Consider the following 12,738-nt stretch of genomic DNA (forward strand, 5'->3'; position numbering starts at 1 on the left):
CATGGAGACCTACACCGTGTTTCAAAACGTTGATGCCTATGCTGGCGACCCGATTCTGTCGTTGATGGAAGCGTTTAAACAAGACCCACGCGAACACAAAGTTAACCTCAGTATCGGGCTTTACTATGACGAGCAGAGCATCATCCCGCAGCTGAAAGCGGTTGCGACTGCTGAACAGCAGCTGCACGCTGAGCCACAGCAGGCGTCGCTCTATCTGCCAATGGAAGGGCTGAACAGCTACCGCAGCGCGATTGCGCCTCTGCTGTTTGGTGCCGACCATCCGATGCTGCAGGCGGGCCGGATTGCCTCTATTCAGACGCTGGGCGGCTCTGGCGCGTTGAAAGTCGGTGCGGATTTCCTTAAACGTTATTTTCCGCAGTCAGCGGTCTGGGTCAGCGATCCGACCTGGGAAAACCACGTGGCGATTTTCAGCGGTGCCGGTTTCGAGGTGAACACCTATCCGTGGTATGACGCAGAGACCCACGGCGTGCGGTTCGATGCATTTATCAGCGCGTTGAAAACCCTGCCGCAACAGAGCATCGTTCTGCTGCATCCGTGCTGCCATAACCCGACCGGTGCCGACCTGACCGATGCGCAGTGGGACCAGACCGTTGAGGTGCTGAAGGCGCAGCAGCTGATTCCGTTCCTCGACATTGCCTATCAGGGCTTCGGTGCGGGCATGCAGCAGGATGCGTATGCACTGCGCGCCGTGGCCGCAGCGGGCCTGCCAGCGCTGGTCAGCAACTCCTTCTCGAAAATCTTCTCACTGTATGGTGAGCGTGTCGGCGGTCTGTCTATCGTCTGCGACAGCGCAGAAGAAGCCGGCCGGGTGCTGGGTCAGTTAAAAGCGACCGTACGCCGCAACTACTCCAGCCCACCGAATTTTGGTGCGCAGGTGGTGGCACGGGTGTTGAATGATGATGCTCTGAAAGCGAGCTGGCTGGCGGAAGTAGAAGCGATGCGCTTACGCATCCTGGAGATGCGTCAGTCGCTGGTCGATGTGCTGAACACCGCACTGCCAGGTAAAAACTTTGACTACCTGCTGAAGCAGCGCGGTATGTTCAGCTATACCGGCCTGAGCGCACAGCAGGTTGATCGCCTGCGCAACGAGTTCGGCATCTATCTGGTCGGCAGCGGCCGGATGTGTGTCGCCGGCCTGAACAGCAGAAATGTACATCAGGTTGCGGAAGCATTTGCTGCCGTAATGTAATCGCCGTTCCGCTGTGTAAAAACCGCCGGCCCAGCCCGGCGGTTTTTTATTTGCCCGCAGGGTTTACCTTTCGCCGACATGCTGCACACTTAAACGGGAGACCGTTTCAGGAAAAAGCTATGTGGCATCAACAAATTCTGACGCTTAGCGCGAAACCACGCGGATTTCATCTGATCACTGATGAGATCGTCGATGCGCTTTCCGCCTTGCGTAACATCAACACCGGCCTGTTGCATCTGCTGTTGCAGCACACCTCGGCTTCGTTAACCTTAAACGAGAATTGCGACCCGACGGTGCGCAGCGACATGGAACAGCACTTTATGCGGCACGTTCCGGAAGATGCGCCTTATCAGCACGACTACGAAGGGCGTGACGATATGCCAGCGCACATTAAATCATCGACCTTAGGGGTATCATTGTTACTGCCGGTTCAGCGCGGACGTCTGGTGCTGGGCACCTGGCAGGGGATCTGGCTGGGCGAACACCGCATTGATGGCGGTGCGCGGCGAATTGTCGCCACTTTACAAGGGGAAGCGTAATGACGAATTCAGACTTACTGACCTATTGCATGAGCAAGCGGGGCGCGGAACAGAGCGTCCATAGTGACTGGAAAGCCACTCAGATTAAAAGCAACGGCGTACTGTTTGCCATGGTGCATGAGGTGAAAGGTCGTCCCGCGGTTTCACTGAAATCGACCCCGGCGCTGGCGGAATTACTGCGCGAAGAGCATAACGACATTTTTCCCAGCCAGCATCTGAACAAATCTCACTGGAGCACCCTGTATCTTGATGGCTCACTGAAAGATTCGCAGATCTACTATCTGGTTGATGCGTCTTTTGATCAGATTGCGACCGTCAAATAGGCGGCAATAAAAAACCCTCTCCCGGCTGGAAGAGGGTGATAAGGTGCAGCGATTACGCGGCGGACTGATTGCGCAATGTGTTGATATCGATAACGAAACGGTATTTCACATCACTCTTCAGCATACGTTCGTAGGCTTCATTGATCTGATCCATCGCAATCAGTTCGATATCTGAGGTGATGCCGTGCTCACCACAGAAATCGAGCATCTCCTGCGTTTCGGCAATGCCGCCAATCAGTGAACCGGCGATGCTGCGACGCTTGAAGATCAGGTTAAATACCTGCGGCGCAGGGTGATCGTGCTCCGGTGCGCCGACCAGCGTCATGTTGCCATCGCGCTTCAGCAGGGTAATGAACGGGTTGAGATCGTGTTGTGCCGCCACGGTATTCAGAATGAAGTCGAAGCTGTTGGCGTGCTGTGCCATCTGCTCCGGATCTTTCGAAATCACCACTTCATCTGCGCCCAGGCGTTTACCGTCTTCAATTTTAGACGGCGAGGTGGTGAACAGCACCACATGCGCGCCCATCGCATGGGCAATTTTGACGCCCATATGGCCGAGACCGCCCAATCCGACGATGCCTACTTTTTTGCCGGGACCGACATTCCAGTGACGCAGCGGTGAGTAAGTGGTGATACCGGCACACAGCAGCGGCGCAACGCCAGCCAGTTCCAGGTTTTCAGGGATGCGCAGCACAAAGCTCTCATCCACCACCATCGCCGTTGAGTAACCGCCATAGGTAATGGCGCCGGTTTCGCGATCTTCACCGTTATAGGTGCCAACAAAGCCATTTTCACAATACTGCTCTAAACCTTCCTGACAGCTTGGACAGCTGCGGCAGGAGTCGACCATACAGCCGACGCCGACCAGGTCGCCCACCTTATACTTCTGAGTCTGTGGACCCACAGCAGTAACGCGACCCACGATTTCATGGCCAGGCACCACCGGGAAAATGGTGTTCTTCCACTCATTACGTGCCTGATGCAGGTCTGAGTGGCAGACGCCACAGAACAGGACCTCAAGCTGTACGTCATGAGCGCGAAGCTCACGCGGCTGATAATCGAACGGTGCCAGTTTGGATTTAGCATCCTGAGCAGCATACGCATGCGTAATATTCATGGTGTCTCCAGTTTCGATGTGTCGTGCGTGTTTTTCGGTGAAGTGCGGCAGCAGTGTGCTGCAGCGAAAACAGGGCGACGCGCAGGGCGTGCCAAAGAGGAACCGCTTAAGGATAGTCAGCGTAGCGAAAAGCGTATATGCCTATAGGTGTCTGAATCTTGCCTGATCCTGCATTTCTCTGGCTGAATGGGCAGCCGGTAAAAAAAAGGCCCGCACGAGGCGGGCCTGACAGATTACTTGTTCAGCAACGGTTTGAGGAAGCGTGCGGTGTGTGATTTTTCACACTCCGCCACGGTTTCTGGCGTGCCGGCCACCAGAATTTCACCGCCGCCGCTGCCGCCTTCCGGACCGAGATCGACAATCCAGTCGGCAGTTTTGATCACGTCGAGATTGTGCTCAATCACCACGATGGTATTGCCCTGATCGCGCAGCTGATGCAGCACTTCCAGCAGCTGCTGGATATCGGCAAAGTGCAGGCCGGTAGTGGGCTCATCAAGGATATAGAGCGTCTGACCGGTGCCGCGCTTCGACAGCTCACGCGCCAGCTTAACGCGCTGCGCTTCACCGCCGGAAAGAGTAGTAGCGGACTGGCCGAGACGGATGTAAGAGAGACCCACATCGATCAGCGTCTGCAACTTACGCGCCAGCGCCGGCACCACATCGAAGAACTCCCGCGCTTCCTCAATGGTCATTTCCAGCACTTCGTGGATGCTCTTGCCCTTGTACTTCACTTCCAGCGTTTCGCGGTTATAGCGTTTGCCTTTGCACTGATCGCACGGCACATAAATGTCCGGTAAAAAGTGCATTTCGACTTTCAGTACGCCATCGCCCTGACAGGCTTCACAGCGTCCACCACGCACGTTGAAACTGAAGCGGCCCGGATTGTATCCACGCGAGCGCGCTTCCGGCACGCCAGCAAACAGTTCACGTACCGGCGTGAAGATGCCGGTGTAGGTTGCCGGGTTAGAGCGCGGTGTCCGGCCAATCGGGCTCTGGTCGATGTCGATGACCTTATCGAAATGCTCGAGGCCGGTGACCTCGCGATAGGCCGCCGGTTCCGCGATGGTCGCGCCGTTGAGCGCGCGCTGGGCAATCGGGAACAGCGTATCGTTGATCAGCGTCGATTTACCTGAACCCGATACGCCGGTGATGCAGGTAAACAGCCCGACCGGCAGCGTCAGCGTCACGTCCTTGAGGTTGTTGCCGCGTGCGCCCGTCACCTTCAGCACTTTGGCCGGATCGCCTTTAACCCGCTGCGACGGCACGGAAATTTCACGTTTGCCGCTAAGGAACTGGCCGGTCAGTGACGCTTCCTGCGCCATGATCTCATCCACGGTGCCTTCTGCCACGACCTGGCCGCCATGCACGCCCGCGCCGGGACCGATATCGATCACGTGGTCAGCCGCCCGAATCGCATCTTCATCGTGCTCAACCACAATCACCGTATTGCCGAGATCGCGCAGGTGAATCAGGGTGCCGAGCAGGCGCTCGTTATCGCGCTGATGCAGGCCGATAGAGGGCTCATCCAGCACGTACATCACGCCCACCAGGCCCGCGCCGATCTGGCTGGCCAGACGGATACGCTGTGCTTCACCGCCGGAAAGGGTTTCAGCCGAACGAGACATCGACAGGTAGTTCAGGCCGACGTTCACCAGGAAGCTCAGGCGATCGCTGATCTCTTTCAGCACTTTTTCCGCGATTTGGGCGCGCTGGCCGCTGAGCTTCAGGTTTTCAAAGAACGACATCGCATGACCGATACTCATCTCCGAGATGGTCGGCAGCGTGGTGTTTTCCACGAAGACATGGCGCGCTTCACGACGCAGACGCGTCCCATCGCAGGTGGCACAGGCCCGGTTGCTGATAAATTTCGCCAGCTCTTCGCGCACCGCTGACGATTCGGTCTCTTTGTAACGGCGTTCCATGTTGTTCAGCACGCCTTCAAACGGATGGCGACGCACGGAGGTGTCACCCCGATCGTTGATGTACTTGAACTCAATGGTCTCTTTACCGGAACCGTACAGAATCACTTTCTGCACGTTATCCGGCAGGCTGCCGAACGACGCTTCGATATCAAAATCGAGATGTTCCGCCAGTGAGCGCAGCATCTGGAAATAGTAGAAGTTACGGCGATCCCAGCCGCGGATTGCACCGCCCGCCAGCGAGAGCTCCGGGTTCTGGACTACCCGATCCGGGTCGAAATATTGCTGCACGCCCAGCCCATCACAGGTCGGACAGGCACCCGCCGGGTTGTTAAACGAGAACAGGCGCGGTTCCAGCTCGCTCATGCTGTAGCCACAAATCGGGCAGGCAAAGTTGGCAGAGAACAGCAACTCTTCAGCCGCGCTGTCATCCATATCCGCCACGATCGCCGTGCCGCCAGAGAGATCCAGCGTGGTTTCAAACGATTCGGCCAGCCGGGTTGCCAGATCGGCACGCACTTTAAAGCGATCAATCACTACTTCAATGGTGTGCTTCTTCTGCAGTTCAAGCTTTGGCGGATCGGAGAGATCGCATACTTCGCCGTCGATACGCGCACGAATGTAGCCCTGCGTCGCCAGGTTTTCCAGCGTTTTGGTGTGCTCGCCTTTACGATCCTTCACCACCGGAGCCAGCAGCATCAAGCGGCGGCCTTCCGGCTGAGAGAGCACCTGATCAACCATCTGGCTGACGGTCTGCGCCGCCAGCGGCACATCGTGATCCGGACAGCGCGGCTCACCGACGCGGGCAAACAGCAGACGCAGATAGTCGTGGATCTCGGTGATGGTACCGACCGTAGATCGCGGGTTATGTGAGGTTGATTTCTGCTCAATGGAAATGGCGGGCGACAAACCTTCGATATGATCGACGTCCGGTTTTTCCATCAGCGAAAGAAACTGGCGCGCATACGCAGAGAGCGACTCCACATAGCGGCGCTGACCTTCCGCATACAGCGTATCAAACGCCAGTGAGGATTTACCGGAGCCAGACAGGCCGGTCACCACAATGAGTTTGTCGCGTGGGATGGTCAGGTTGATGTTTTTCAAATTATGGGTGCGGGCACCACGAACTTCGATCTTATCCATTCACCTTTCCCGGATTAGCAGCACTCACCGCGCCTTGCCGACACGGCCAGAATAAACGCATCATTATGGCACAAAAAATAGACTGAATAAATATCCAGTACTCTTTGCCTTTTGGCGGCGGATGATTAAAATTGGAACCCCGCTCTAAAGTGGGAAACAGTCAGCAGGACGTGTTAGAATTGATAGATTAGACTGTATGCATTAACTCATCGGGAGACAGCAACATGGCCAGTCGTGGCGTTAACAAAGTGATTCTTGTCGGGAATCTGGGTCAGGATCCGGAAGTACGTTATATGCCAAATGGTGGCGCTGTTGCCAACATTACGCTGGCTACGTCGGAAAGCTGGCGCGACAAGCAGACCGGTGAAAACAAAGAGATCACTGAGTGGCACCGTGTGGTGCTGTTTGGCAAACTGGCTGAAGTCGCGGGTGAATACCTGAAAAAAGGGTCTCAGGTCTATATCGAAGGCCAGCTGCGCACTCGTAAATGGCAGGATCAGGGTGGCCAGGAGCGTTACACCACCGAAGTGGTGGTTAACGTCGGCGGCACCATGCAGATGCTGGGCGGCCGTCAGCAGGGCGGTAACGCCGGTGCATCAGCAGGCGGCGCGCAGGGCGGCGGTAACAACAACGGTTGGGGCCAGCCACAGCAGCCGCAGGGCAGCAATAATCAGTTCAGCGGCGGCGCGCAGTCCCGTCCGCAGCAGCAGCCTCAGAGCGCACCTGCCAGCAACAACAACGAACCGCCAATGGATTTTGACGACGATATCCCGTTCTGATCCGCCTGACAGCGCGACATTGATAGCAAACAGGCCCGGTATACCGGGCCTTTTTATTACCTTTAATAGCGGCTGCACAAACAGATCAGGCGAGGGACGCCCATTCGGTCAGGATTGCGTCACAGCTCAGCACGCGCGGCACGTTGCCGGGTATCAGCAGCGACGACCACACCTCATTATGCTGACCTATCAGCTGTTCTGCGCTCACCCAGCGGCGATCGGCGGTGGTATGCGCATCTGCCGCCACGGTGATGCGATAGCCGGCGCTGGCACCAACTTTAATGGTGGTATCCAGGCAGTAGTCTGTGGCACAGCCGCAAATCACAAATTCCTTCACCGCCAGCGTCTGAAGCAACGCAGCCAGACCAGTCTGCCAGAAGCTGTCGCAGGCCGTTTTAGTGATAAAATGCGCGCCGGCAGGCTGGTGGATCTCGGGCAACAGCGCAAAAGCATGACTGCCTTCAGGCAGGCTTTCCTCGGTATGCTGAATAAACACCGTGACATCGGCCCGCTCAGTCAGACGATTTATCTGCGCCACCCGCCCCTGCCAGTCAAAACGCGGCGTAGCGAATACGCCATTTTGCATATCTATAACCAACACCACTCGCTGTGCCATGCTTGATCCTATCGCGACGGAAAAAAGCAGTGTTGCCTGGCACCAGGCGGATGAATAGCAATATTTTGCATTTTATCGTCCATCACAGGCATGCTGAACTGCCTGTCGGTTAAATGAGGAGAGTGAAGTGGAGGGCGTTCCGGCTATTTTTCCCTGCGAGACAGATCGCGCGCAGTTTCAGCAGCTGTCTGAGTTACCCGGTGTGGAACTGTATCAGGCTCACATCTCTCGCTACGCCTTTGAACCGCATACGCATGAAGCCTTTGGTATCGGCACTATTGAAGCTGGCGCGCAGCGCTTTCGCTATCGCGGCACCCAATACACCGCACCCAAAGATTCGCTGGTGATGATGAATCCGGATGAACTGCATACCGGGGAATCCGCCTGTGCCGAAGGCTGGCGTTATCAGATGATCTATATCCAGCCACAGTTAATGGATGAGCTGACCGGCGATCGCGGCTGGTGGTTTAATGAGGCGCTGCTGACTGATTCCCGTCTGGCCCAGCCGCTGTCGCGCACCCTGGCGGCACTGTGGCAGGCGGACTCGGTGCTGGCACGTCAGGGATTGCTGTCGGAACTGTTATTGCAGATTCGGCCGCTGGCGCGGATGGCGTCGTCCGCCCGGCTTCAGCCAGCGCATCGCTTCGATAAGGTACGTGATTACCTGCGGGAAAACCTGGCGCAACCGGTGCGCCTTGAGGAGCTGGCGGCGCTGGCAGCATTATCGCCCTGGCACTTTTTACGTGCTTTTCGCCAGCATTATCATGTGACGCCGCATCAGATGCTGATGGCCTTTCGGCTGTATGATGCTAAACAGCGGCTGGCGCAGGGGGAGAGTGCAGCCAGCGTGGCGGCTGCGGTGGGGCTGACCGATCAGGCTCACCTGACCCGCGCCTTCGCCAACCGGTACGGTATTACTCCGGTCCGCTATCAGAAACAGGTGCGCCAGGCCTGAAAATCGCAATCTGCTACAAGCCTTTCCCGCCTCATTTCGCCACACTGCGCCAGACAAACGATAAAGGGAAAAATTATGCTCGCTGGCGTACTGTTTGCTGTGACCGCAGGTCTGATGTGGGGACTGATCTTTGTTGGCCCGTTGCTGGTGCCGGACTATCCCGGGGCGTTGCAATCAGCTGGCCGCTACGTTGCCTTTGGCCTGATTGCGCTGCCGCTGGCGTGGCACGACCGCCGTCGATTGCAGCGGCTGGTTGTGGCTGACTGGCGGGAAGCGGTAAAGCTTTCGCTGGTGGGCAACCTTCTTTATTACGCCTTTCTCGCCAATGCCATTCAGCGCACCGGCGCGCCGGTCTCGACCATGATAATCGGTACGCTGCCGGTGGTGATCGCTGTCACCGCGAACCTCTGTTACGGTCATCTTGAAGGGCGACTGCCGTGGCGGCGACTGTTTCCTGCCTTAATACTGATGGCGGCCGGGCTGGTGTGCGTGAATGCTGCCGAGTTGCAGGCTCATGGCAGCACGCTGGACCTCGGCCGGTATCTCACCGGGATTGTGCTGGCGATGCTGGCCGTGGTGTGCTGGACCTGGTATCCATTGCGTAACGCGCGCTGGCTGCGCACGCACCCTGAACACCGGCCTTCTACCTGGGCTACGGCGCAGGGGCTGGTCACGCTGCCGATGGCGCTGGTGCTGTATGCGCTGGTCAGCGCTCAGCTCGCCTGGCAGCAGCCTGACTTCACGCTGCCGTTTGGGCCACATCCTCGGGTCTTCATTCCGCTAATGCTGGCGATTGGTCTGCTCTGCTCCTGGCTGGGGACGCTGTGCTGGAATGCCGCCAGCCAGCGTTTACCCACTGTATTGATGGGGCCATTGATCGTTTTTGAAATCCTCTTTGGCCTTTTGTGGACTTTTCTCTGGCATCAAAGCTGGCCGCCGCTGCTGACCGTGGCCGGCATTGTTTTTCTGATGGCTGGCGTGCTGTGGGCGATGCGGATAAAACCGCAACCGCTGGTGGTGGCGATCAACGAGTAACGCTGCCAGTGGATAATCTTTGTTCTGTCGCGCGGTCAGCCGTCCGCGCGGCTTTTTAAGATTAAGTCGCATTCCGATTTGAACGATTTTGCATCCATATTCGCTACGTAATCGATTTCATACCTCACATCCGGCCGGACAGGCCGCTTCATCTTCACGCCATTGACGACAAGCCCAGGCTAAAAAACAGCCAGCACAGGTCAGAATCAGATCCTTTTTGATGTGTAACGCCCGGGCAGTGGTTGAAATTCATCCATTAATGAGACGAATTTCGGCCAGATAATGGCGATTAAGTGATTAACGACCTGCTGCTATTGCCTTCCGGACCTGAAGAACGGCGACTAAAAACCACTATTAACTTCATTCATTGATAAAAGAGTAAGAGAATTCCGCCGCTGCGTTTTTATTTAAAGATTAACGTCCGGCATCATTGATGCGCACTAAGGATGCAAAATGAGTAGGTACATAACGTTAGTGATAAGCAGTAATAAACTATTTATCCTGGATTAATCCTGGAGAAAGTTTTGCCGAATGACACTACTCGCGAATTAAAGCGTAACCGCAAAAATGGGGATTAGATCCATCATTAACTTAAAGGCGCGTAGGTTATTTTAAAAGCGATGTTTAAGCCGGCTTAACGGAAATAATGCAATTCAGTTCCGATGATTAGCCGAGCTTAACGAAGAAACACGAGACCCCAATCCCGCCGAAACGGGATTGGGAGAGGGGAAAGGTGCGTAGAATGCGAGACTTTTGCTGTTGTGAATCAATTTTACCGCAAAAAAAGAAGCTTAGCCGTGAAGCCATTCATTAGTTATAAATGGAGCGGAAAAGGGTGCCGCAATTGTCCTGTTAAATGATCTTCATCTCTTCTGGTAAGAACAAATCTCAGCGTTAAGTCTAAAAAGCGCGGTAGCATTGGGTTTAGCGATTCTCTGTGCCGGACGGATAATGATATACACTGCGGCTGATATCTAATAAACGACAGCTGCGACGGGTGCCGATGTCGAAGGTGCTCTGCAGGAAGTCGACCGCCTGACGTTTTTCATTCGTAGTAAAGAAGTTCTTCAGAACGCTTTGCAGCATCTCCTTATCAGAGTTCAGGGTTTGCAGTTCACGGGTAAGGTTCTGCAGTTTTTCCTCCAGCTCTTTGATTTTTCTGCCTTCTTCGGAAGACAGCCCAGAAAACTTCTTCTTCCAGCTGTAGAAAGTTGCTTCAGAGATACCCAGCTCTTCGCAAATCTCTCTGACTTTAACGCCCGATTCAGAAGCTTTAATGGCATTTGTGATTTGATCTTCGCTGTATCGTGACTTTCTCATAAATGCTCTTACCTTTCTTATCGATTAATGGATGAGAATGACTTTAATAATTCCTGGCACTGTAAGTTTCTATTAATGCAGTATTAAAGTGTGCGTATTGAATTGCGAAGGTTAAATTAAGATATTTAGAATAAATATCATCATGGGATAAATCTTATTTTATTCCGATCCGAGGGGCGCGCCTTCCTGGAGGCGGTTTTTTGTTATAAATTCATCGCATCCCAAATACGAAAAAATTCTACGTACGTTGGATATTTAGCATAACCGACTTGATTAATTTAGCGGTTATGACTCATGAAGATTGCACTATTTTCAGGCTGAAATCGTTTCCAACCGAACCGATTCGCGCCAAATATAATAAGAATTGTCCTGAATTTATTCTCCGGATCATGATGTGATTCTCAATTTTCGGACCAGCTTGGTTTGAAGTCTTACATTTTCGCCAGGCCCACTGAGCGCTTATTAATTCGTTACAGGGATGTTGTACCGAAGCGGTTGTAGTTGAGTAATACTAAGGAAGAGTCGATGAAATTGAGCGTAATGTCTAATGCCGCCTGGATGATGTCTGAGAAGATCATCTCCGTGTTTGGCGTCATATTTGTGACTTCTTACGTGGCGAAATCCTTTGGCCCAACGGTGTTTGGCCAGATGGCGTTTTCAACCTCACTATTTGCGATGGTGCAAACCGTTGCAATCTTTGGCACCGAAACCATTCTGTTTAAGCGTGTCAGTAAAAATGCGTCGAAAGGCTTACGCCTGATGACCATCGCGCGTACCTTGCGCATGGTGCTTTTACTGCTCACCTCGGTGCCAGTCTTAATCTGGGTCTGGTACAACATGCAGGAAAATTTCCTGGCATTTGCACTGGCCTCATTTGTTGCCTCGGTTTTTGTCACCCAGGATACGTTCAGCGTTTACAACAATGCGCGTCTTGCCTCGCGTCTGAATACCATCGCCAATGCGGTCGGCATGCTGCTGAGTTTCGCTATCAGCTTCACCATCGCCTGGCTGCGGTTGAATCCGCTGTGGCTGACGCTGTCGATTGTGGCGGTGACGCTGGTGCCTTACCTGATCAAGCGGCACAACTTTTATCAGGAACACCAGGATCAGATGCCGCCGCGTGAAAAGCGGACTGCCTATCTGCGTTACCTGATGTATGCCGGTCTGCCGCTGGCGATCTCCAGCATCTTTATTTCTGTCCAGGTCAAAGCGGCGCAGATGTTCCTGGCGGGTACCGCCCCGGCGCGCGACCTCGGCCTGTTTGCCGCGGCTAATACCATTTCTGCCTCGTGGATTTTTATCCCGGTGGCGCTGATTACCTCATGCTTCACTGAAATCTTCAGAGAGCGTGGCGAGGTGGCCATCAAGCTGGCGGCCCGGCTCAATGGTTACGTTATGGGTGTTTCATTGCTGATGCTGCTGGTCATCTCGTTATTCGGCGAGCAGATCATTATCGCGTTGTATGGTCCGGAATTTACACAGTCAGGAAGTCTCATAACGTTGCTGTCGATAGCGACCAGCTTTTCGGCAATGGGGACAGTAGCTTATCGCTACATGGTTAAGGAGGGAGGGTTTAACTATCTGCTGAAGAAAATCATTTGTCTGATGGTCATCAGTTTGCCGCTCTCATGGTGGTTGATTCAGGGCCACGGCATCATGGGAGCCGCGTGGAGCGTTTTCCTTTCAGAGCTTTTGTCCCTGACCGTCATGAATTACTTCTTTAAAAACGGCGTCATTCAAAAGATTCAAGTTTCCTCACTCAACTACAAAACCTACAAATGA

General features: G+C 54.4%; 11 protein-coding genes. 7 read left to right on the forward strand and 4 right to left on the reverse strand.

What is annotated here, in order from left to right:
* The first annotated feature begins 16 nt into the window (after positions 1-16).
* The 3 genes from AABB92_RS13825 (at position 17) to AABB92_RS13835 (ending at position 2,072) form a co-directional block, all read left to right on the forward strand.
* On the forward strand, positions 17-1,210 hold the full coding sequence (locus AABB92_RS13825) for an amino acid aminotransferase (RefSeq protein ID WP_152659106.1): 1,194 nt from the start codon (positions 17-19) through the stop codon (positions 1,208-1,210).
* Positions 1,211-1,329: 119 nt separating this feature from the next.
* The gene (locus AABB92_RS13830) at positions 1,330-1,749 is read left to right on the forward strand and encodes a secondary thiamine-phosphate synthase enzyme YjbQ (protein WP_031375514.1); all 420 of its coding nucleotides are present in this window, start codon (positions 1,330-1,332) and stop codon (positions 1,747-1,749) included.
* Positions 1,749-2,072 (forward strand): MmcQ/YjbR family DNA-binding protein, encoded by a 324-nt coding sequence (locus tag AABB92_RS13835; protein ID WP_031375513.1) that lies wholly within the window; start codon positions 1,749-1,751, stop codon positions 2,070-2,072. Before AABB92_RS13830 ends, AABB92_RS13835 begins: the two co-directional genes overlap by 1 nt.
* Before the next feature lie 52 nt (positions 2,073-2,124).
* Here the strand turns inward: AABB92_RS13835 and AABB92_RS13840 are convergent, their stop codons facing one another.
* Positions 2,125-3,189, reverse strand: a complete 1,065-nt coding sequence (locus tag AABB92_RS13840) for an NAD(P)-dependent alcohol dehydrogenase (protein WP_031375512.1) — start codon at positions 3,187-3,189, stop codon at positions 2,125-2,127.
* A 233-nt stretch (positions 3,190-3,422) separates the two neighbouring features.
* Positions 3,423-6,251: an excinuclease ABC subunit UvrA gene (gene uvrA, locus AABB92_RS13845; protein ID WP_046288556.1), complete on the reverse strand. Its 2,829-nt coding sequence runs from the start codon at positions 6,249-6,251 to the stop codon at positions 3,423-3,425.
* Positions 6,252-6,475: 224 nt separating this feature from the next.
* Between uvrA and ssb1 the strand changes: the two genes are divergently transcribed.
* Entirely contained in the window at positions 6,476-7,030 is a 555-nt protein-coding gene (gene ssb1, locus AABB92_RS13850) for a single-stranded DNA-binding protein SSB1 (RefSeq protein WP_031375511.1), read from the forward strand.
* 85 nt (positions 7,031-7,115) lie between these two features.
* On the opposite strand, the gene AABB92_RS13855 is transcribed toward ssb1, so the two are convergent.
* Entirely contained in the window at positions 7,116-7,646 is a 531-nt protein-coding gene (locus AABB92_RS13855) for an isochorismatase family protein (protein ID WP_031375510.1), read from the reverse strand.
* A 127-nt stretch (positions 7,647-7,773) separates the two neighbouring features.
* Here AABB92_RS13855 and AABB92_RS13860 point away from each other — a divergent pair, with 127 nt between their 5' ends.
* Both AABB92_RS13860 and AABB92_RS13865 read left to right on the forward strand, forming a co-directional pair.
* The gene (locus tag AABB92_RS13860) at positions 7,774-8,601 is read left to right on the forward strand and encodes an AraC family transcriptional regulator (RefSeq protein WP_031375509.1); all 828 of its coding nucleotides are present in this window, start codon (positions 7,774-7,776) and stop codon (positions 8,599-8,601) included.
* 75 nt (positions 8,602-8,676) lie between these two features.
* Positions 8,677-9,636 (forward strand): DMT family transporter, encoded by a 960-nt coding sequence (locus tag AABB92_RS13865; protein ID WP_031375508.1) that lies wholly within the window; start codon positions 8,677-8,679, stop codon positions 9,634-9,636.
* A gap of 924 nt (positions 9,637-10,560) precedes the next feature.
* On the opposite strand, the gene AABB92_RS13870 is transcribed toward AABB92_RS13865, so the two are convergent.
* Positions 10,561-10,956, reverse strand: coding sequence for a transposase (locus tag AABB92_RS13870; protein WP_031375507.1), 396 nt, complete (start codon positions 10,954-10,956; stop codon positions 10,561-10,563).
* A gap of 525 nt (positions 10,957-11,481) precedes the next feature.
* On the opposite strand from AABB92_RS13870, the gene AABB92_RS13875 reads away from it, so the two are divergent.
* Positions 11,482-12,738, forward strand: coding sequence for an oligosaccharide flippase family protein (locus tag AABB92_RS13875; protein WP_031375506.1), 1,257 nt, complete (start codon positions 11,482-11,484; stop codon positions 12,736-12,738).

The organism is Pantoea brenneri, assembly GCF_038594305.1.
Classification (GTDB): Bacteria; Pseudomonadota; Gammaproteobacteria; order Enterobacterales; family Enterobacteriaceae; genus Pantoea; species Pantoea brenneri.